The organism is Leifsonia sp. P73, from assembly GCF_051059105.1.
GTDB lineage: Bacteria > Actinomycetota > Actinomycetes > Actinomycetales > Microbacteriaceae > Leifsonia.
In genome coordinates, this window is sequence record NZ_CP194931.1 from 3,508,401 (window position 1) to 3,529,662 (window position 21,262).

Annotated in this window: 13 protein-coding genes, 1 tRNA gene and 3 pseudogenes; 16 read left to right on the forward strand and 1 reads right to left on the reverse strand. The window is 71.8% G+C overall.

Annotated elements, in window-relative coordinates; all coding sequences use genetic code 11:
• Positions 1-80: 80 nt before the first annotated feature.
• From topA to ACQ86L_RS18220, 15 genes and pseudogenes are all read left to right on the forward strand, one after another.
• Positions 81-2,915 (forward strand): type I DNA topoisomerase, encoded by a 2,835-nt coding sequence (topA, locus tag ACQ86L_RS18150; RefSeq protein WP_434316642.1) that lies wholly within the window; start codon positions 81-83, stop codon positions 2,913-2,915.
• Positions 2,912-3,541, forward strand: coding sequence for a dTMP kinase (gene tmk, locus ACQ86L_RS18155; protein ID WP_434316643.1), 630 nt, complete (start codon positions 2,912-2,914; stop codon positions 3,539-3,541). The genes topA and tmk overlap by 4 nt, the downstream gene beginning before the upstream one ends.
• Before the next feature lie 50 nt (positions 3,542-3,591).
• On the forward strand, positions 3,592-4,782 hold the full coding sequence (locus ACQ86L_RS18160; RefSeq protein ID WP_434316644.1) for a DNA polymerase III subunit delta': 1,191 nt from the start codon (positions 3,592-3,594) through the stop codon (positions 4,780-4,782).
• Positions 4,779-6,335, forward strand: coding sequence for an alpha/beta hydrolase (locus ACQ86L_RS18165; RefSeq protein WP_434316645.1), 1,557 nt, complete (start codon positions 4,779-4,781; stop codon positions 6,333-6,335). Before ACQ86L_RS18160 ends, ACQ86L_RS18165 begins: the two co-directional genes overlap by 4 nt.
• Positions 6,336-6,387: 52 nt before the next feature.
• Entirely contained in the window at positions 6,388-7,083 is a 696-nt protein-coding gene (locus ACQ86L_RS18170) for a TetR family transcriptional regulator (RefSeq protein ID WP_434316646.1), read from the forward strand.
• A gap of 88 nt (positions 7,084-7,171) precedes the next feature.
• Positions 7,172-7,244, forward strand: a tRNA-Thr gene (locus ACQ86L_RS18175).
• Between the two features lie 538 nt (positions 7,245-7,782).
• Entirely contained in the window at positions 7,783-9,132 is a 1,350-nt protein-coding gene (locus ACQ86L_RS18180; RefSeq protein ID WP_434316647.1) for a D-alanyl-D-alanine carboxypeptidase/D-alanyl-D-alanine-endopeptidase, read from the forward strand.
• Between the two features lie 30 nt (positions 9,133-9,162).
• A pseudogene (locus tag ACQ86L_RS18185) lies at positions 9,163-9,743 on the forward strand (isochorismatase family protein).
• A 91-nt stretch (positions 9,744-9,834) separates the two neighbouring features.
• Positions 9,835-12,018, forward strand: coding sequence for an MMPL family transporter (locus tag ACQ86L_RS18190; RefSeq protein WP_434316648.1), 2,184 nt, complete (start codon positions 9,835-9,837; stop codon positions 12,016-12,018).
• A 93-nt stretch (positions 12,019-12,111) separates the two neighbouring features.
• A complete protein-coding gene (locus ACQ86L_RS18195) occupies positions 12,112-12,900 on the forward strand; it encodes a thiamine pyrophosphate-dependent enzyme (protein ID WP_434316649.1) in 789 nt (262 codons plus the stop codon).
• Between the two features lie 29 nt (positions 12,901-12,929).
• Entirely contained in the window at positions 12,930-13,709 is a 780-nt protein-coding gene (locus ACQ86L_RS18200) for an alpha/beta fold hydrolase (protein WP_434316650.1), read from the forward strand.
• A complete protein-coding gene (locus tag ACQ86L_RS18205) occupies positions 13,706-14,167 on the forward strand; it encodes an Lrp/AsnC family transcriptional regulator (RefSeq protein WP_434316651.1) in 462 nt (153 codons plus the stop codon). Before ACQ86L_RS18200 ends, ACQ86L_RS18205 begins: the two co-directional genes overlap by 4 nt.
• A gap of 43 nt (positions 14,168-14,210) precedes the next feature.
• Positions 14,211-15,673, forward strand: a pseudogene (locus ACQ86L_RS18210) (NAD-dependent succinate-semialdehyde dehydrogenase).
• 30 nt (positions 15,674-15,703) lie between these two features.
• A pseudogene (locus ACQ86L_RS18215) lies at positions 15,704-16,887 on the forward strand (thiolase family protein).
• A 36-nt stretch (positions 16,888-16,923) separates the two neighbouring features.
• Positions 16,924-17,703 (forward strand): 3-hydroxyacyl-CoA dehydrogenase, encoded by a 780-nt coding sequence (locus tag ACQ86L_RS18220; RefSeq protein ID WP_434316652.1) that lies wholly within the window; start codon positions 16,924-16,926, stop codon positions 17,701-17,703.
• 4 nt (positions 17,704-17,707) lie between these two features.
• Here ACQ86L_RS18220 and ACQ86L_RS18225 read toward each other — a convergent pair whose 3' ends face one another.
• The gene (locus ACQ86L_RS18225) at positions 17,708-19,165 is read right to left on the reverse strand and encodes a helix-turn-helix domain-containing protein (RefSeq protein ID WP_434316653.1); all 1,458 of its coding nucleotides are present in this window, start codon (positions 19,163-19,165) and stop codon (positions 17,708-17,710) included.
• A gap of 116 nt (positions 19,166-19,281) precedes the next feature.
• Between ACQ86L_RS18225 and ACQ86L_RS18230 the strand changes: the two genes are divergently transcribed.
• Entirely contained in the window at positions 19,282-21,216 is a 1,935-nt protein-coding gene (locus tag ACQ86L_RS18230; RefSeq protein ID WP_434316654.1) for a phosphoenolpyruvate carboxykinase (GTP), read from the forward strand.
• Positions 21,217-21,262 lie beyond the last annotated feature (46 nt).

Here is a 21,262-nt window from a genome sequence, read left to right on the forward strand (position 1 = left end):
GCCCTCTGCGCGGCGCTCGGGGAGCGCGCTTCGGACCAGTGAGGTCCGTACGAACACAGTTGCTATATAAGAGGAGTCACGTGTCTGGCACCAAGAAGCTCGTCATCGTCGAGTCGCCGAACAAGGTGAAGTCCATCGCCCAGTACCTGGGCGACGGCTACGAGGTGATGGCATCCGTCGGACACATCCGCGACCTGATCGAGCCCAAGAACCTCCCGCCGGAGCTGAAGAAGGGGTCGCTCGGCAAGTTCTCCGTCGACGTCGAGAACGAGTTCGCCCCCTACTACGTGGTGTCCGACCAGAAGAAGAAGACGGTCGCCGATCTCAAGCGGGCGCTCAAGGACGCTGACGAGCTCCTGCTCGCCACTGATGAGGACCGCGAAGGCGAGGCCATCGCGTGGCACCTGGTCGAGGTGCTCAAGCCCAAGGTGCCCGTGAAGCGCATGGTGTTCCACGAGATCACCCGGGAGGCCATCGAGAAGGCGCGGGACAACACCCGCGACATCGACACGGCCCTGGTGGACGCGCAGGAGACGCGCCGCATCCTCGACCGGCTCTACGGCTACGAGGTGTCGCCCGTGCTGTGGCGCAAGGTCGGTCCGGGGCTCTCGGCCGGTCGCGTGCAGTCCGCGGCCACCCGCCTCGTGGTGGACCGCGAGCGCGAGCGGCTCGCGTTCGTCGCGGCCTCCTACTGGGGGCTCACCGCCCAGCTCCTCCCGGAGGACGCCGCGGCCTTCGAGGCGCGGCTCGCCCGGCTGAACGGCGAGCGCGTCGCGACCGGACGCGACTTCGACGACCACGGCCGGCTGACCTCCGGCGCCACGATCCTCGACGAGACGTCCGCGCAGGCGCTCGCCGACGCCGTGCGGCAGCAGAGCACGGCCGTCACCGTCGCGAAGGTCGACTCCAAGCCCTACTCGCGTCGGCCGGCGGCGCCGTTCACGACCTCGACGATGCAGCAGGAGGCCGCGCGCAAGCTGCGCTTCTCCGCCCGCCAGACGATGAGCGTCGCCCAGACGCTCTACGAGAACGGGTACATCACCTATATGCGCACCGACTCCGCGTCGCTGTCGCAGCAGGCGACCAACGCGGCGCGCACCCAGGCGGCGAAGCTGTACGGTCCGGAGACCGTCCCGGACAAGCCCCGCACCTACGCCTCCAAGAGCAAGAACGCGCAGGAGGCGCACGAGGCGATCCGCCCCGCCGGCGAGGTCTTCCGCACGCCCGCCGAGCTGGAGAAGTCCCTGCGCGGTCCCGAGCTGCGGCTCTACGACCTGATCTGGAAGCGGACCGTCGCCTCCCAGATGGCCGACGCGAAGGGCCAGACCGCCTCGATCACCGTCGAGGCGCGGATCGGCGAAGGACCCCTCGACGGCACGGTCGCCGAGTTCACGGCGAGCGGCACGGTCATCACCTTCCGCGGGTTCCTCAACGCGTACGAGGAGGGCCGCGACGAGGAGCGCAACGCCGACGCGGGCGGCGACGCGAAGCTGCCGCCGCTCACGCAGGGCCAGGCGCTCGGCGTCCAGGACATCGCGGCGGACGGCCACGAGACCACCCCTCCGCCGCGCTACACCGAGGCGAGCCTCGTGAAGACGCTGGAGGAGCTCGGCATCGGGCGTCCGTCGACGTTCGCGAGCATCATCTCCACGATCATCGACCGCGGCTACGTGACGCAGCGCGGGCAGGCGCTCGTGCCGAGCTGGGTCGCCTTCTCCGTGGTGCGCCTGCTGGAGGACTACTTCGGCGACCTCGTGCAGTACGACTTCACGGCGGAGATGGAGGACGACCTCGACCGCATCGCCGACGGTGAGGCCGAGCGCGTCGACTGGCTGAACAGCTTCTACTTCGGCAGCGACAAGCACAAGGGCCTGCGCCGCGTGATCGACAACCTCGGCGAGATCGACGCGCGCAGCATCAACTCGATCGCGATCGACGACGACGTGACGCTGCGCATCGGCAAGTACGGCCCGTACCTGGAGGTGCAGGAGGCCGGCGCCGCCGAGGATGCGACGCCCCGCCGGGTCAACCTCCCGCCGGACCTCGCCCCCGACGAGCTCACCCCCGCCAAGGCGAAGGAGCTCATCGAGGCGCCGGTCCAGACCGACCGCGAGCTCGGCACGAACCCCGACAGCGGCAAGCTCGTCTTGGCCAAGGACGGCCGCTTCGGGCCGTACGTGACCGAGGCCGACCCGGAGCCGGAGCCCGAGGTGGACCCGCAGACCGGTGAGGTCGTCGAGCCGAAGAAGACCGCGAAGAAGGCGGCGGCGAAGCCGCGCACGGCCTCCCTGTTCAAGTCGATGGACCTGTCGACCATCGACCTCGACACCGCGCTGCGGCTGCTCGACCTGCCGCGCACCGTCGGAGCCGACCCGGAGACGGGCATCGAGATCCAGGCGGCGAACGGCCGCTACGGCCCGTACCTGAAGAAGGGCACGGACACGCGTTCGCTCCCGAGCGAGGACGACATCTTCGGGATCGACCTCGCCGGCGCCGTCGAGCTCTTCGCGCAGCCGAAGTACGGCAATCGCCGGGCCTCCAGCGCGCTCAAGGAGTTCGACGCCGACCCGGTCAGCGGCAAGCCGATCAAGATCAAGGACGGCCGGTTCGGCGCGTACGTGACCGACGGCGAGACGAACGCGACCATCCCTCGGGGTGAGACGGTGGATGAGGTCGACTTCGCCCGCGCCGTGCAGTTGCTGGCGGACAAGCGCGCGAAGGGACCGGCCAAGAAGCCGGCCGCGAAGCGCGCGACCGCGCGGACGAGCACGGCGAAGACCACGGCGGCGAAGAAGACCACCGCGAAGACGACCGCAGCCAAGACGACGGCGGCCAAGACCACCGCCGCGAAGTCCAAGGCCGCCCCCAAGACCGGCACGTCGACCCGCGCGGCGGCGAAGAAGACCGCCGAGTGAGCGAGTCCCGGGGCGGCCTGTTCATCACTCTGGAGGGCGGCGACGGCGTCGGGAAGTCGACGCAGGCCGCCCTCCTGGAGGAGTGGCTGCGCGAGCGCGGCCGCACCGTCGTGCGCACCAGGGAGCCCGGCGGCACCGCGGCAGGGGTGGAGATCCGCGAGATCGTCCTCCACCACCGGGGCGACATCGCGCCGCGCGCCGAGGCCCTGCTCTACGCGGCCGACCGCGCCCACCACATCGCGACCGTCGTCCGTCCGGCGCTGGAGCGCGGCGAGGTCGTCGTGCAGGACCGCTACATCGACTCGTCCGTCGCCTACCAGGGCGCCGGCCGCGTGCTCGATGCCGGGCAGGTGCGCGACCTCTCGCTCTGGGCAGCCGAAGGGCTCCTCCCGGATCTGACGATCCTCCTCGACCTCGACGAGACCGCGGCCCGCGCCCGGCTGGACACGTCCCGCACGAGCTACGACCGGCTGGAGGCCGAGCGGTCCGAGTTCCACGCGCGCGTCCGGGCGGCGTACCTCGGGCTCGCCGAGGCCGAGCCGGAGCGGTTCCTCGTGGTGGACGCCGCCCTCCCGGTCGAGGAGATCGCCGCCGACATCCGCCGCCGGCTGGAGGACCGCGTCTGACCGCCGCAGCCGGGCCCGCGCTGTCCTCCGTTCCCACTAGCCTGGAACGCATGGCGGTGTGGGACGACCTGACGGGTCAGGACGAGGCGATCGCCGTCGTCCGCTCCGCCGCCGAGGCGGCGACCGCCTCCGGCCCCGCCGCGGAAGCTGCACGCGGCATGACGCACTCGTGGCTCATCACCGGCCCTCCCGGGTCCGGCCGCTCCAACCTCGCCTACGCCTTCGCCACCGCCCTGCTCAGCCCGGGGGACCCGGAGGGCGACCTCGCCGCGCAGCGCCAGGTCGAGGCCCGCACGCATCCCGACCTCGCCGTCCTCAGCACCGAGCGCGTGATCATCTCCATCGAGGAGGTGCGGTCGCTGGTCGCGAGCTCCCAGTTCTCGCCGTCGGTCGGTCGCTACCGGGTGATGGTCATCGAGGACGCCGACCGGATGACCGAGCGGACGTCCAACGTGCTGCTCAAGGCGCTGGAGGAGCCGCCGGAGCGGACCGTCTGGATCCTCTGCGCGCCGAGCGATGCCGACCTGCTGCCGACGATCCGCTCACGCGTCCGCACCGTGCGCCTCAAGGTCCCCGGCGTCGCGGACGTCGCGCGCCTGATCGAGCGCCGCGACGGCGTGGACAGCGTCGTCGCCGAGCGCGCGGCGCGCCACGCACAGAGCCATATCGGGATGGCGCACCGGCTCGCCACCAACGAGGAGGCCCGCCGCCGGCGCGCGCAGACCCTCGACCTCGCGCTCGGCATCCGCTCCGTCTCCGGGGCCGTGCTCGCCGCGGCCACGTTGCTGGAGGTCGCGGGCGCCGACGCGAAGGCCATCACCGAGGAGCGCGACGCCGAGGAGCGGGAGCACGCCCTCCGCTCGCTCGGGATCGAGCCGGGCGGAGCCATCCCGCCCGCGCTGCGCGGCCAGCTCCGCCAGCTTGAAGAAGACCAGAAGCGCCGGGCGACCCGCAGCCTCCGCGACGGCATCGACCGCATCCTCACCGACCTGCTCTCGCTGTACCGCGACGTGATGATGCTCCAGCTCGGCAGCGGCAGCGACCTCGTGAACGTCGAGCTGGGCGAGCGCCTGACCGCTCTCAGCGTGCACACGAGTCCCGCGGCTACGCTCGCCGCGATGGATGCCGTCACGACCGCGCGCGAGCGGATCGACGGCAACGTCGCTCCCGCCCTCGCGCTGGAGGCCATGCTCACGACGATCCTGCGCGGGGGAGCCGCGCGAAAGGGGACAGACCTGTGACCATCCGAGAGGGCCGTCCGGCCCGCCGGCGGGCCGCTCGCACCGTCTTCGTCGCGATCGCCGCCGTCGTCGCGCTGACGCTGACCGGCTGCGTCACCTGGTTCATCCCTGCGAAGTCGTCCACGACCTCCACGCCGGCGCCCGAGAAGGTGTCGGCGGCCCTCCAGCCGTTCTACCAGCAGAAGCTGGTCTGGACCGACTGCTCCAGCGGCAAGCAGTGCGCGACCGCCAAGGCGCCGCTGACCTGGAGCGACCCCTCCGCCGGCCAGGTCTCCCTCGCGCTCATCCGCCAGCAGGCGAAGGGCACCAAGCAGGGCTCCCTGCTGGTCAACCCCGGCGGCCCGGGCGGCTCCGGTTACGACTTCGTCAAGGACTCGGTCGACTACGCGACCGACAAGACGCTGCAGAGCCACTTCGACGTCGTGGGCTTCGACCCGCGCGGAGTCGGCCATTCCACCGCGGTGAAGTGCTACGACCCGAAGCAGATGGACGACTACCTCTACGGGATCACGCCGGGACAGCGCGGGTCCGACCAGTGGATCGCCGAGAACACGGCCATCTCGCAGCAGTTCGGCGCCGCGTGCGCCAAGAACACCGGCGCTCTGCTCGACCACGTCGACACGGTGAGCGCTGCGCGCGACCTCGACCTCCTGCGCGCGGTGCTCGGCGACACGAAGCTCAACTACCTCGGCTACTCGTACGGCACCTACCTGGGCGCGGTGTACGCCGGGCTCTATCCGGGCAAGACCGGTCGGCTCGTCCTGGACGGCGCGCTCGACCCGGCGGCGAGCAACGACGAGGTGACGAAGGTGCAGGCGGTGGGCTTCGAGAGTGCCCTCCGCGCGTACCTCAAGAACTGCCTCACGCAGAAGAACTGCCCGTTCACCGGCACGGTCGACGACGGGATGAAGACCATTTCCCAGCTGCTGGCCGCGGTGGAGCGCAGTCCGATCCGCAACTCGGACGGTCGCGAGCTCGGCGCCAACACGCTCGTCACGGCGATCATCTACCCGCTCTACGACGCGACGGCGTGGTCGTACCTGAGCAGCATGTTCGCGAGCGTGATGAAGGGCGAGGCCTCCGTGGCGTTCACCCTCGCCGACGGCTACAACAGCCGCAATAGCGACGGGACCTACTCGGACAACTCCACCGAGGCGTTCACAGCCATCAACTGCCTCGACTACGGCTACGACGCGAACCCCGCCGCGATGCGGGCGCAGGCCGCCGAGCTCGCGGTCGCGGCGCCCGTGATCGGCCCGTACATGGCGTACGGCGACATCGGCTGCGCCACCTGGCCGTACAAGTCCACTGTGCAGCGCGGCCCGATCGCGGCGAAGGGCTCCGCGCCCATCCTCGTCGTCGGCACGACGAACGACCCGGCCACGCCGTACGTGTGGGCGAAGAACATGGCGTCCGAACTGGAGAACGGCCACCTGCTCACCTACAAGGGCGAAGGCCACACGGCGTACAACAAGTCGAACTCGTGCGTGAACAACACCGTGGACGATTTCCTGGTCGGGGGCACTGTGCCGCCCACGGGCAAGACCTGCTGAACGCCGCCGCGTTGAGTGGTGCAATTTTGCAGACAGTGAAATAATCGAAACCGTGACTGTAGAGATCGGAACCTCGGAGGGCGAGCTGGGCCTCCGTGAGCGCAAGCGCATCGCGACCAGGCGCGCCATCCAGCTCGCCGCGCTCGAACTGGCCAGCGAGCGGGGATTCGACCATGTCACGGTCGACGAGATCAGCCACGCGGCGAACGTCTCGCCGCGCACCTTCTTCAACTACTTCCCGTCCAAGGAGTCCGCGATCATCGGCGAGCTCCCGGAGCTCCCCGACGAGGAGAGCATCGAGCGCTTCATCGAGGCGGGCCCGGCCGAGCCGATCCTGGACGGGATGGGCACCCTCCTCATCGCGGCGATCGAGACCGGCGACCTGGACGGCGACCTCGGCGGTTCCGATGACGGTGAGAACGCGGCCACCGCGAAGGAGCTGCATGTCCTCCGCCGCTCGCTCCTGAAGGGCAACCCTGAGCTGTTCGCCCAGCGGATGGCGAGCATGCACAAGTTCGAGGACGCCTTGAGCGCGGTCGTGCAGCGCAGGCTCGCGCACGACGATCCGGAGCTGGCCGCCGACGAGGAGGCCCTGCACCAGCGGGCGCGCCTGGTCACCTACGTGGCGTTCGCCGGCATGCGGCACGCCTGGTCGTGCTGGGCCGACCACGGCGGCGTCGAGCCCCTCTCCGACCGCCTCCGCAGCTCGTTCGCGCAGCTCCAGGCCCTGGGCGGGCAGCTCAGCTGAGCCGTGCCCGCCGCCTCCGCGCGTGGTCGAAAGCACCCCGCGGGATCGGGTAAGCTATCTGACTGTGCCCGGGCGCGAGTCCGGCCACGCCGCCCTAGCTCAGTCGGCAGAGCATCTCACTCGTAATGAGAAGGTCAAGGGTTCGATTCCCTTGGGCGGCTCCGTTTCTTCCGTCTTTCTCCGAGTCCGTCGGCACTGGTCGTTCTCCCGTGCGCGCCCGTCGCCGGCGGCGTAGACTCCTGACTCGACAGCGGCGGTCGCGTTCTCCGGCTACCAGGTGGTAGCCGTGCCCTGAGCCGCCATCGCTTCCTCATCTCCCTTCGCGACGCGCCGGGTGCGAGCGAGGGGAGCGCGGGAGTGATGGCCCGGGCGGATTGGCGCTCTCAGGGAACGCCGGTACTATACCCGGATGCGCGAACCGGACCAGCGCGACTCCGGTGCAACCGACGGCACCGGGTCTGAATCGACGAACCCCCGAACTCTGTTCCCCCCACCGGGGACTCCTCTGCGACGAGTGAGCCCGGGGCGGGAGCGACCCCTTCCGGCCGTCGCTCGGCCGGCGGCGCGGGCTCGGGAGCGGCGGTCTCCGGCGCCCTCAGCGGCGCCGTCGCGGGCGTCCTGTCCGCCATCCGCACCCACCCGAAGGCCTGGATCGCCGCCGGCGCCACCGTCGCGTTCGTGCTCCTCGGTGCGGGCAGTGTGGCTCTCGGCGCAACGGCCGGCTCGGCGCCTGCCGGGGCCGCGCCCGCTGTGACGCCGACCCACTCCGCGACCCGCACGCCCACGCCGACCCCCACTCCCACTCCCACTGCCGACCCCGCGCGCCCCGTGCCCGCCGCGCAGCCGGCCGCGAGCCGCATCCGCACCTGCTCGGTGGGCTCCCTGGCCCAGGACGGCCGGCTCGGCAACCTGGAGGCCCAGGTCGTCAATGCCAAGACCGGTCAGGTGCTGTTCGACCGGAACGGCGGCAAGCCGGGCCCGACCGCGTCCGTGCTCAAGACGCTGACCTCTGCCGCGGCGCTCGCGACGCTCGGCCCGGACTACCGCGTGCAGACCACGGTCGTCGCGGGCAGCGTGCCCGGCCAGGTCGTCATCGTCGGCGGCGGCGACGTCACGCTGTCGCGCCTCCCCGGAGGCCGCGGCGCCTTCTACACGAACGCGCCCTCCATCCAGGACCTCGCCGCCCAGACCAAGCAGGCGCTCGGCGGTGCACCCGTGACCTCCATCGTGGTGGACACGTCGCTGTTCGGCGGCCCGCTGTGGCAGCCGAGCTGGGACGAGCACGAGGAGCGCGTCGTCGAGGGCTCGACGCCGTACATGTCCTCGCTGATGGTGGACGGCGACCGCAACGATCCCGGCGCGGTCGAGTCGCCGCGCAGCACCGACCCGGTCGGCCGCGCGGTGCAGTACTTCCAGCAATACCTCGGCACGAACGTCCCGGTGACCTCCGGGACGGCTCCGGCGGGCGCGCGCCAGCTGGCGGCCGTTCAGTCGCAGCCGGTGACCACGCTGATCGACCAGGCGATGACCTACTCGGACAACACGATCATGGAGGAGCTGGCCAGGCTCGTCGCGATCAAGACCGGCGCCGGCAATACTTTCGCCGCCGAGAACGCGGGCGTGCTGGCCGGGCTGAAGGGCTACGGCATCGACACCACCGGCATCCACATCGCGGACGGTTCCGGGCTGAGCGCCGACAACGCCGTGCCGCCGGCGTACCTGACCCAGCTCTTCATCAAGGTGCTCAACCGGCAGAACGGACTCGGCGTGGTCTACGACGGCCTCCCGGTCGCCGGCCGGACGGGGACGCTCGGGCCGGGCTACAGCCGGTTCACCGGGGCGAGCTCGGTCGCGGACGGCGCGGTGCACGCCAAGACCGGCTGGATCAACAACGGCTACACGCTCTCCGGCATCATCGACGCGGCGGACGGATCGCAGCTCACGTTCGCTGTGTACGCGCTCGGCCCGGTGAGCGACAATGCCAAGCAGGCGATCGACACGCTGACGGCCGGCTTCTACAAGTGCGGTGACAACCTCACCAACGGCTGAGCCGGGCGTCGGCCGAGGAGGGAGGCTTCGATGGGCAAGGCGCTCTTCATCATCGACGTGCAGAACGACTTCACCGAGGGCGGCGCGCTCGGCGTGGACGGGGAGCGGCGGTGGCTGCGGCCATCACCGAGCACCTCCGCGCGCACGCCGACGAGTACGCGATCATCCTCGCGAGCCGCGACTGGCACGATGGCGACAACGACAACGGCGGCCACTTCGCGACCGACGCCGAGCCGGACTTCGTGAACACCTGGCCGGTGCACTGCGTCGGGGGCACGGCCGGTGCGGAGTACCATCCCGCGCTCGACACGTCCCGCGTCGGCTACCACATCCGCAAGGGCCAGGGCGTCCCGGCGTACTCGATCTTCGAGGGCCGCACCGACGCCGGCTCGTCGGTGCACAACCTCCTGGACGAGCACGGGATCGACACCGTCGACGTCGTGGGGATCGCGACCGACTACTGCGTGCGGGCGTCGGCGCTGGACGCGCTGAGCCACGGGCAGCGGGTGCGGGTGCTGACGGGGCTGGTGGCGGGGGTCGCGGCGGAGTCGTCGGAGGCTGCGCTGGCGGAGCTGGCGCACGCGGGGGCGGAGCTCGTCGTCACCTCGTGAGCGCCCGGTCCCGTCGTCTCCGGGTGGCGCGATCCTTTTGATGCGCGCTAGGCTGATTACTAACCAGGCTAGCTAATCCGGAGGCGCGCAGATGAAGACCCGATCCGACTGGACGCCGGCCCGGTGGCTGCGCATCGTCCTGCCCGCCGTCGTCATCGTGATCTGGTTCATCGCCGGGAGCCTCGGCGGGCCCACGTTCGGCAAGCTCTCCGGGGTGTCCAGCAACGACCAGGCCGCCTTCCTGCCCGCCAGCGCCGAGTCGACCGCGGTGCAGGACTGGCAGAAGCGCTTCACCGACTCGCAGGCCGTGCCCGCGATCGTGGTCGTCCAGTCCGACTCCGCCATCCCGCCGAGCGACCTCGCCTCGTTCGCCGCCCTCGGCGCGAAGCTCGGCGACGTCACGGGCGTGCAGGCCCCGGAGTCCGGCCAGAGCACGAGCGTCGCCGGTCCCATCCCGTCGCAGGACGGCCGCGCGGTCGAGTTCATCGTCCCGGTCGCCGACACGAACAACGTCAAGACGGTCGTCGCCGACCTGCGCAGCGTGCTGAAGAACGAGCTGCCCTCCGGGACGCAGGGGTGGGTCACCGGGCCGGCCGGGCTGACCGCCGACCTGGTCAACGCGTTCGGCGGCATCGACGGCATCCTGCTGCTCGTCGCCGTCGGGGCCGTGTTCGTGATCCTGCTGCTGGTGTACCGGGCGCTGCTGCTGCCGGTGCTGGTGCTGCTCACCTCGGTGTTCGCGCTGTGCGCGGCGATCCTCGTCGTCTACCTCTTCGCGCTCTGGGGCTGGATCAAGCTGAGCGGCCAGAGCCAGGGCATCCTCTCCATCCTGGTGATCGGCGCGGCCACCGACTACTCGCTGCTGCTCGTCGCCCGCTACCGCGAGGCGCTGGAGCAGCACGAGTCGCGCTGGACGGCGATCGTGGTGGCGTGGCGGGCGGCGTTCGAGCCGATCCTCGCCTCCGGGGCCACGGTCATCCTCGCGCTGCTCTGCCTGCTGTTCTCCGACCTCAACTCGAACAAGAGCCTCGGCCCGATCGCCGCGATCGGGATCGTCTTCTCGCTGCTGTCCGCGCTGACGCTGCTGCCGACCCTGCTCGCGGTGTGCGGGCGGGCGGCGTTCTGGCCGTTCCGGCCGAAGTACGCGGGCGCCGAGCCCGCGCACGAGCACAAGCACGAGGGGACGGAGCGCGTGGCCGGGCTGGAGGGCATCCGCGGCGTCTGGCGGCGGGTCGGCCAGCTCATCGCGCACCGGCCGCGCCTGACCTGGATCGTGTCGTTCGTGGTCCTCGTCGCGTGCGCGTTCGGGCTGACGCAGCTCAAGGCGAACGGCGTCGAGCAGACCGCGCTGGTGCTCACCCAGTCGGACGCCGTCGACGGCCAGAAGGTGCTCGCGAAGCACTTCGACGCCGGGTCGGGCGCGCCGGTCCTGATCGTGGCGAAGGAGGCCGACGGGGACGCCGTGCTCGCCGCCGCGAAGCAGAACGACGGCATCTCGGCCGCGACCCTGTACGCCGGGAACGTGCGGCCGGCCCGGCCGGGCCAGAGCGCGCCGCCGCCGGTGGTGAAGGACGGCCGCGTCCTCATCCAGGCGACCCTGAAGGCGCAGCCCGACTCGTCCGCGGCCGAGCAGGTGGTCCGCGACCTGCGCCGCGACCTCCCCGCGGCCGGGTCGGGCGTGCTCGTCGGCGGCGTCACGGCGATCGCGCTCGACACCAACGACACGGCGCAGCGCGACCTGCTGCGGATCATCCCGATCGTCCTGCTGGTGATCCTGCTGGTGCTGATGCTGCTGCTCCGGTCGATTCTGGCGCCTCTGCTGCTGATCGGCAGCGTGGTGCTCTCGTACGCGGCGGCCCTCGGCGTGTCGGCGCTGGTGTTCGACCACCTGTTCCGCTTCCCGGGGGCCGACGCGAGCGTGCCGCTGTTCGGCTTCGTGTTCCTGGTCGCGCTCGGCGTGGACTACAACATCTTCCTGATGACGCGCGTGCGGGAGGAGTCCCTGCGGCTCGGCACCCGGCCGGGCATCCTGCGCGGACTCGGGATGACCGGCAGCGTCATCACGTCGGCGGGGGTGGTCCTGGCGGCGACGTTCGCGGCCCTCGCGGTCATCCCGATCCTGTTCCTGGTGCAGATCGCGTTCATCGTCGCGTTCGGCGTGCTGCTCGACACCGTGCTGGTGCGCTCGCTGCTCGTGCCCGCGGTGTCGTACGACGTGGGGCGCGCGATCTGGTGGCCCTCGAAGCTGTGGCGGGCGCCAGGGCAGTCTGTATAGCGGGAGGCCGCCGGCCGCTGCTCGGATGAGCAGGATGCACGGCGTGTCGCCGGCGCGTTGCCGCCTCCGCGACGGTCGGACAGAGTTGCCTGCATGACCCCCACGATCCTCGAGCCGGCTCTCGGCGCGTCGATCGGCGGACCGGGTGCCGACGTCGCCGCACTGCTCCGCCGGCTGTACCGGACCCTGGCGACCGTCCGGCGGCTCGATCGCGAAGCGGTCGTCCTGCGCGGCCACGGCGTCCTCCCGGGCTACGTCGACTCGCGCGGCCGGGAGGCGGTGCAGGTGGGCGCGGCGCTCGCGCTGCAGACCTCCCGCGACCGGGCCTTCCCGACCTCCCACGAGCCGGGGATGTCGATCGCCCTCGGCGGCGACCCCGCGGCCGCGCTGCGTTCCCGGCGCGGCGTCGACGCCGTCGAAGGGCCGGTGACCCACGCCGTCGGGTGGGCGCTCTGCGCGAAGCTCGACCGCACGGGAGGCTGCGCCCTCGTACCGCTCGGCTCCGGCGCCGGATCGACGGCGGAGCTGCGCACCGCGGTGACGACCGCGCGAACCTCCGCCCTGCCCGTGGTCTTCCTGTCCAGCTCGGGCCGCACCGAGGGGGCGGGGATGCCCGTCCTGCTGGTCGACGGCGCCGACGCGCTCGCCGTCCACGACGCCACCGTGAAGGCGCTGGACCTCGCCAGGTCCGGCGCGGGGCCCGTCCTGATCGACGCCGTCCTGCCCGGTCCGTCCGCCTGGCCGGCGCGCGACCCGCTCGTGGTCTGCGAGCAGCGCCTGCGCATGACCGGGACGGTGGACGACGGCTTCTTCGCCGAGGTCGCCGACACCGCGGACGCGCTCGCCGACCGGCTGCGCGCCCGGCTCGCCGTCGGAGCCTGAACCCGGCCGCGATCGGCGAGGATGGGACCATGCGCATCCACGTCGAACGTCATCCCGGAGCCGACCCCGTCCTGCTGGTCCACGGCTTCGCGACCACCGGCGCACTCACCTGGGAGTCCACCGGCTGGGTCGCCGCGCTCGCCGAGGCGGGCCGCGGCGCGATCGTCCCCGACCTGCGCGGCCACGGAGCGTCCGACGCGCCGCACGACCCGGCGGCCTACTCGCCCGACCTGCTCGCGGAGGACCTGCTGGCCGTGCTGGACGAGCAGGGCCTCGACCGCGCCGACGTCATCGGGTACTCGATGGGGAGCTGGGTGGCCCTGGCCCTCGTCGGCCTGGCACCCGAGCGCGTCAGGCGGCTCGTTGTCGGCGGCGTCGGCACGGTCGAGCAGTTCGCCCACTGGGGCGTGGAGGCCGTGCAGCGGGCGATCCTGGACGGCGCGGAGACGCTGCCGGCCGACGCCCCGCTGGCGCCGCTGCTGGCCTCCCTGCGAGAGGCCCCGGAGTCGACCGGGAGGCGCTCGCCGCGTGCGCCGCCGGGATGGCGCAGCATCCGCTCCCGCTGGCCTCGACCGTGCCGACCCTCGTGGTGGCGGGCGACGCCGACCCGGTCGCCGTGGACGCGGACGAGGCCGCCCGCCTGCTCGGCGCCGAGCTGGTGCTGCTGCCGCGCCGCAACCACATCACGGCCCTCAGTGCCCGCGCCTTCAAGCAGGCTGCTCTTCCCTTCCTGGGAGCTTCGGTCAGCCTGTAGGAGACGCGCCCGACGGGTCGTACGATGTGCGAGGAGCGAAGGAGTGCCCGCATGATCGACAGGCTGGATGCCGACCTCATCGCGCTGCTCACGGAGGAGCCCCGGCTCGGCGTGTTCGAGGCCTCCCGGAGGCTCGGCGTCGCGCGCGGCACCGTGCAGGCCCGGCTCGACCGGCTGCAACGTACGGGGGTGATCAAGGACTTCGCGCCGACGATCGACAACCTCCGGCTCGGCTTCCCCGTCACGGCGTTCGTCACCGCGGAGATCACCCAGAGCGACCTCTCCGTCATCGACCACCTTCGGGGCATCCCCGAGGTCCTGGAGGTGCACACCGTGACCGGCGCGGGGGACCTGCTGATCCGGGTCGTCGCGCGCTCGAACGCCGACCTGCAGCGGGTGATCAGCGGCATCCTCAGCGAGCCGGGCATCAGCCGCACCTCCACGGTGATCGCCCTGGAGACCACGATCGAGCATCGCAGCGTGCCGCTGGTGGAGTCCGCGGTGGAGGACTGAGCGCGCGCACACCCGACGACCCGAGACGAGACGAGGAGTGACGATGGACGAGAAGACCCTGCTGGAGAGAGTGCCCGACCGCCTGTTCATCGGCGGCGAGTGGCTGCCGGGAGCGAACGGCACCCTGAAGGTCTACGACCCGGCGACCGGCGACGTCATCCGCGAGATCGCGGACGCGTCGGTGGAGGACGGCGCGCGCGCACTCGACGCCGCCGTGGCCGCCGCCGACGCCTGGGCGGCCACCCCGCCCCGCGCCCGCGGCGAGATCCTGCGCCGCGCCTTCGATCTCCTGCAGGAGCGCCGGGAGGAGTTCGCCCTCCTGATGACGCTGGAGATGGGCAAGCCGCTCGCGGAGTCCAACGGGGAAGTCACCTACGGCGGCGAGTTCCTGCGCTGGTTCTCCGAGGAGGCCGTGCGCATCGCGGGCCGGTACGGGACCAACCCCGAGGGCACCGGCCGCATGATCGTCTCGCAGCATCCGGTCGGGCCGTGCTTCCTGATCACGCCGTGGAACTTCCCGCTCGCGATGGCGACCAGGAAGATCGCGCCGGCGCTCGCCGCGGGCTGCACCGTGGTCGTGAAGCCGGCCGAGCTGACCCCGCTGACGACGCTGTACTTCGCCCGACTGCTGGAGGACGCCGGCCTCCCCGCCGGCGTTCTCAACGTGATCACGACCTCCACCTCGGGGAAGGTCTCCGCGCCGATCATCGCCGACCCGCGGCTGCGCAAGCTGTCGTTCACCGGCTCCACCGAGGTCGGCCGCAAGCTCCTGCAGCAGGCGTCGGAGAACGTGCTGCGCACCTCGATGGAGCTCGGCGGCAACGCCCCGTTCGTGGTGTTCGACGACGCCGACCTCGACCGGGCCGTGGACGGCGCGATGCTCGCGAAGTTCGGAACATCGGGGAGGCCTGCACGGCCGCCAACCGGTTCATCGTGCACGAGGACGTCGCCGACGAGTTCGCCCGCCGGGTCGCCGACCGCGTGAAGGCGATGAAGATCGGCCGCGGCACCGAGGACGGCGTCACCATAGGCCCGCTCATCAACGAGGACGCGGTCGACAAGGCCGCCGAGCTGCTGGAGGACGCGGTCTCGCGGGGCGCCTCGGTGCTCGCGGGCGGGTCGCGGCTCTCCGGTCCCGGCACCTTCTTCGAGCCCACCGTCGTCACCGACGTGCGGGCGGGCAGCGAGATCCTGCGGCAGGAGATCTTCGGCCCGGTGCTGTCGATCGTGCGCTTCCGCGACGAGGACGAGGCGGTGCGGATCGCCAACGACACCGAGTTCGGGCTGGTCTCGTACGTGTTCACGAGGGACCTCGCGCGCGGCCAGCGGATGATCGACCGGCTGCAGACCGGGATGATGGGGCTCAACGTGGGCGTCGTCTCCAACGCCGCCGCTCCGTTCGGCGGCGTGAAGCAGTCGGGGCTGGGGCGCGAGGGAGGCCTGGAGGGCATCCATGAGTACCTCAGCACCAAGTACACCCTGACGCCGGACCCGTTCAGCGTCTGATCCTGCCACCGAGCCGAGGAGCGCACCAACATGGCCACCGAAGCCGTCATCGTCGACGTCGTCCGCACGCCCTCCGGGCGCGGCAAACCCGGCGGCGAGCTCTCCGACATCCACCCGGCCGACCTGCTCGCCGGCGTGCTGGCCGAGGTTGTGCACCGCAACGGCGTCGATCCCGCGCTCGTCGATGACGTCATCGCCGGCTGCGTGACGCAGTCGGGGGAGCAGGCGGGCAACATCGCGCGCACCGCGCTGCTGAGCGCGGGATTCCCGGAGAGCGTCCCCGGCGTCACGATCGACCGGCAGTGCGGCTCCAGCCAGCAGGCCGCCGCGTTCGCCGCGCAGGGCGTGATCGCGGGCGCCTACGACATCGCGATCGCCTGCGGGGTGGAGTCGATGAGCCGGTCGCCGATGGGCTCCAACCTCGGCGGCGCGTCGATCGGCGGCGAGCTGCTGCATGCGCGCTACCCCGAGGGACTGGTGAACCAGGGCGTCGCGGCGGAGCTGATCGCCGAGCGCTGGGGGTTCCCCGCGAGGAGCTCGACGCGTTCGCCGCCGAGTCGCACCGGCGCGCGGCGGAGGCGGCGGCCTCCGGCGCGTTCGAGGGCGAGCTCGTGCCCGTGCCGACGCCGGACAGCGGGAGCGTCGTGGCGGACGAGACCATCCGGCGGGGGACGACCGCGGAGAAGCTGGCGGCGCTGGCGCCGTCCTTCCGCACCGACCGGCTCGCGCAGCGGTTCCCGCAGCTGGACTGGCGGATCACGCCGGGCAACTCGTCGCCGCTGACCGACGGCGCCTCGGCCGCGCTGATCATGAGCGCGGAGGCCGCGGCGCGGCTGGGGCTGCGACCGCGCGCCCGCTTCCACTCGTTCGCCGTGGCAGGCAGCGACCCGCTGTTCATGCTCACCGGCATCCTCCCCGCGACCCGCAAGCTCCTCGACCGCAGCGGGGTCGCGCTGGACGACATCGCCGCGTACGAGGTCAACGAGGCGTTCGCGCCGGTGCCGCTGCTGTGGCTGCGCGAGTTCGGCGCCGACCCGGCGCGGATGAACCCGCGCGGCGGCGCGATCGCGCTGGGCCACGCACTCGGCTCGTCCGGGACGCGCCTGCTCGGCACCCTCCTGAACGAGCTGGAGGCCTCCGGCGGCCGCTTCGGCCTCCAGACCATGTGCGAGGGCGGCGGCACCGCCAACGCCACCCTCATCGAACGCCTGTAGCCCCACCACTCCCTCTCTCCCTCGAAAGGACCACCCATGCAGATCGACGGATGTTCGGCGCTCGTCACCGGCGGCGCCAGCGGCCTCGGCAACGCCACCGCCCGGGCGCTCACGGAGGCCGGCGCGCGCGTCGTCATCCTGGACCTGCCCAGCTCGGAGGGCGAGAAGGCCGCCGTCGCGCTCGGCCCGCACGCCCGGTTCGTCGCCGCGGACGTCACGGACGAGGAGCAGGTGCAGGCCGCCGTGGACACCGCGGGCTCCCTCGGCCCCCTGCGGGTCGTGGTGAACTGCGCCGGCATCGCCACCGCCCAGAAGGTGCTGGGCCGCGACGGCGTCCTCCCGCTGGAGAGCTTCGAGCGCGTCATCCGGGTCAACCTGATCGGCACGTTCAACGTGGTGCGCCTCGCCGCCGCCGCGATGGCGGAGACCGAGCCGCTCGGCGATGACGTCCCCGGCGGCCAGGAGCGCGGCGTCATCGTCAACACCGCCTCCGTCGCCGCGTTCGACGGCCAGATCGGCCAGCCCGCCTACTCGGCGTCGAAGGGCGGCGTCGCCGCGATGACGCTGCCGCTCGCCCGTGAGTTCGCCCGCAGCCTGATCCGCGTCGTCACCATCGCGCCCGGAATCTTCGAGACGCCGATGATGGCCGGTCTCCCGCAGGCCGCGCAGGACTCGCTGGCCGCCCAGGTGCCGCACCCGTCGCGGCTCGGCCGGCCGGCGGAGTACGCGCAGCTCGTGCGGTCGATCGTGGAGAACCCGATGCTCAACGGGGAGACCATCCGGCTGGACGGGGCGATCCGGATGCAGCCGAAGTAGCCGATCAGATCCCGGAGTGCGCCTCCAGGAACGTATACACATCCGAATCGTCCACCCCGGGGAACGACCCCGACGGCAGCGGCGACAGGATGTGCGCGTGCAGGCGCGCGCTCGGCCACGCCTTGCCCGCCCAGTGTCCGGTCAGCTCCGTCGCCGGCCGCTTGCAGCACGACTCGTCCGGGCAGCGGGACTCGGCGCGCGCCGTCGTCTCCCGGCCGCGGAACCACTTGGCCTGGTCGAACGGCACGCCGACGCTGATCGAGAAGCCGCCGTCCGCCGTGGTCCCGGTCTGCGTCGAGCACCAGTACGTCCCGGCCGGAGTGTCGGTGTACTGGTAGAACTCCGTGGTGCGGTTCGTGCGCGCGAACGCGTTGCGGGCGCCCCACTTGCGGCAGACCGTCTGGCCCTCGATCGACCCGGTGACGTCGGTCGGGAGGGGCAGTCCGTCGTTCTCGTAGCCCTTGTAGAGTGTGCCGTCGTCGCCGACGCGCAGGAAGTGCAGGGGCATGTCCAGGTGCCGCGTGGCCAGGTTGGTCAGGCGGAGCGCCGCCGCCTCGTGGGTGACGCCGAACGCGTCGCGGAAGTCCTCGACGGCGACGTCCTTCTCCTTCTTCGCCTGCTGGAGGAACGCCACGGCGGCGGCCTCCGGCATCAGCGCGCACGCCGCGAAGTAGTTGATCTCCAGCCGCTGCCGCAGGAAGTCCGCGTAGCTCGCCGGGCGCTCGTGGCCGAGCAGCCGGTGCGCCATCGCCTGCAGCGCCATCGAGCGGAGGCCGTGGCCGCCCGGGATGGAGGCGGGCGGCAGGTAGATGCGGCCGTTCTCCAGGTCGGTGATCGAGCGGGTGGAGCGCGGGAGGTCGTCCACGTAGATGAGCTCGAAGCCGAGCTTCTCGGCCATCACGCTCACCTCGCGGTGCGTGAGCGCGCCGCGGACGTGGCCTGAGGCGCGCACCTGCTCCTCCGCGAGCCGCTCGATCTCCGGGATGTAGTTGTCCTGCCTGCGCATCCGCTCGCGGAGCTCGGTGTTCGCCCTCCTGGCCTCCTCGGGCGTCGCGATCGCCTCGCTGGCACGACGGGCGAGCTCGCGGTGCAGGCCGACCAGGGCCTGCAGTGTCTCGGTCGGCGTGCCCTTGGTCGGCTTGACGGCGGGGAGGCCGAGCGAACCGTACAGCGAGCCCTTCTGGGCGCGGGAGAGCTCGATCTCCAGCGCTGCACGCTCGTCCGGCGGCTCGGCGGACAGCAGCTCGGCGAGCGGGACGCCGAGCGCGGCGGCCAGCGTGCCGAGCAGGGAGACGCGCGGCTCGCGCTTGCCGTTCTCGATCAGCGAGAGCTGACTGGCGGCGACCCCGGCGGCGGCGCCGAGCTCGTCCAGGGTCAGGCCGCGCTGTGTGCGGAAGTGCCGGATGCGGTGCCCGAGGGTGGCGACGTCGGCGGTCGCCGCTTCGGTGGCGAGGGAGTCCATCCCTTCACAATAGCGAAAGAATCACGATTCTTTACGGGCAGATTTTCACCCGCGACCCTGAATCCTGCTCGATCCTGGATTCACGACCCGATCTTTCCAACCGAGAGGACGACGGAATGTCCATCGCCGAGCTCCCGCTGACCGACCAGGCACACGACGCCGACGCCGACCACGAGACGCACGCGTACCCGGCGGCCTCCACCCCGGCCGCACATCGAACGCCTGCCACACAGTCGCCTGCCACCGAACCGACCCGCCCGACCGGCCTCGCCGGCCTCCGCGCCTGGGTCGCCGAGATCGCCGAGCTCGCCGAGCCCGAGAGCATCGTCTGGTGCGACGGCACACCGGGGGAGGCCGACCGGCTGACCAAGCAGCTCGTCGCCGAGGGCAAGCTCATCCGGCTGAACCCGGAGTGGCGCCCGAACAGCTTCCTGGCGCGTACCGACCCGGGCGACGTCGCCCGCGTCGAGGACCGCACCTTCATCTGCTCCCTCAACGAGGAGGACGCCGGCCCGACCAACAACTGGCGCGAGCCGGAGGCCATGCGCGCCGAGCTGCGCGGGGTCTTCGCCGGCAGCATGCGCGGCCGCACGATGTACGTCGTCCCGTTCTCGATGGGACCGCTGGGCGGCCCGATCTCGCAGGTCGGCGTCGAGCTGACCGACTCCGCCTACGTCGCCGTCAGCATGGGGCTGATGACCCGCGTGACCAGCCAGGTGCTCGACCTCATCGACGCCGGGCAGCCCTGGGTGCCGACCGTGCACAGCGTCGGCGCGCCGCTGATCGACGACGACGGGGCGCGCCACGACGACGTGACCTGGCCGTGCAACACCACCAAGTACATCGTCCAGTTCCCGGAGACCCGCGAGGTCTGGTCCTACGGCTCCGGCTACGGGGGCAACGCCATCCTGGCCAAGAAGTGCTTCGCGCTGCGGATCGCGTCGGCGATGGCGCGCGACGAGGGCTGGCTGGCCGAGCACATGCTGCTCGTCAAGGTCACCTCGCCGGAGGGCCGCGCGTTCCACTTCGCGGCGGCGTTCCCGTCCGCGTGCGGCAAGACGAACCTCGCCATGCTCAAGCCCACCATCCCCGGCTGGAACGTGGAGACCATCGGAGACGACATCGCCTGGCTCCGGCAGGGCGCTGACGGGAGGCTTCGCGCCATCAACCCCGAGGCGGGCTTCTTCGGCGTCGCGCCGGGGACGGGCGAGCTGACCAACAAGACGGCCGTGGAGACCCTGTGGGGCAACACGATCTTCACCAACGTGGCGCTGCGCGACGACGGCGACGTGTGGTGGGAGGGTCTCACCGAGACGCCGCCCGCGCACCTGATCGACTGGCAGGGCAACGACTGGACGCCCGGGAGCGGTCGCCCCGCGGCGCACCCGAACTCGCGCTTCACGGTGGCGGCGGCCCAGTGCCCGACCATCGCGGACGACTGGGACGCGGTCGACGGCGTGCCGATCGACGCCATCCTGTTCGGCGGCCGCCGCGCCACCAACGTGCCGCTCGTGGCGCAGGCCCGGGACTGGAAGCACGGCGTCTTCATCGGCGCGACCATCTCCTCCGAGAAGACCGCGGCGGCCGAGGGCACGGTCGGCGAGCTGCGCCGCGACCCGTTCGCCATGCTGCCGTTCTGCGGCTACAACATGGCGGACTACTGGGGCCACTGGCTCGAGGTGGGCGAGAAGCTCGGCTCGAAGGCTCCCGCGGTGTTCCAGGTGAACTGGTTCCGCAAGGGCGACGACGGCCGGTTCCTGTGGCCCGGTTTCGGCGAGAACTCGCGCGTCATCGAGTGGATCGCCCGCCGGGTGGAGGGCACGGCCGGCGCCGCGTCGACGCCGATCGGCCGCCTCCCGCTGGTCGAGGACCTCGACCTCGACGGCCTGGACATCCCGGCCGAGGACGTCGCCGAGCTCTTCGAGGTCGACACCGAGAGCTGGCTCGCCGAGTGCGACCTCACCGAGCAGTTCTTCGCGCAGTTCGGCACCCGCGTCCCCCCGGCGCTGAACGCCGAGCTCGCCTCCCTCCGCTACCACCTCCACGCGTAACCTCACAATCGCTTCCGGACTTGTGTACGCCTGCGACCGGCGTGTC

Excerpts from the sequence above, each read along its gene's own strand:
- ACQ86L_RS18160 (WP_434316644.1), top strand. The coding sequence starts at position 3,592 with ATGGCGGTGTGGGACGACCTGACGGGTCAGGACGAGGCGATCGCCGTC.
- ACQ86L_RS18190 (WP_434316648.1), top strand. The coding sequence starts at position 9,835 with ATGAAGACCCGATCCGACTGGACGCCGGCCCGGTGGCTGCGCATCGTC.
- ACQ86L_RS18195 (WP_434316649.1), top strand. The coding sequence starts at position 12,112 with ATGACCCCCACGATCCTCGAGCCGGCTCTCGGCGCGTCGATCGGCGGA.
- ACQ86L_RS18200 (WP_434316650.1), top strand. The coding sequence starts at position 12,930 with ATGCGCATCCACGTCGAACGTCATCCCGGAGCCGACCCCGTCCTGCTG.
- ACQ86L_RS18205 (WP_434316651.1), top strand. The coding sequence starts at position 13,706 with ATGATCGACAGGCTGGATGCCGACCTCATCGCGCTGCTCACGGAGGAG.
- ACQ86L_RS18220 (WP_434316652.1), top strand. The coding sequence starts at position 16,924 with ATGCAGATCGACGGATGTTCGGCGCTCGTCACCGGCGGCGCCAGCGGC.
- ACQ86L_RS18225 (WP_434316653.1), bottom strand. The coding sequence starts at position 19,165 with ATGGACTCCCTCGCCACCGAAGCGGCGACCGCCGACGTCGCCACCCTC.
- ACQ86L_RS18230 (WP_434316654.1), top strand. The coding sequence starts at position 19,282 with ATGTCCATCGCCGAGCTCCCGCTGACCGACCAGGCACACGACGCCGAC.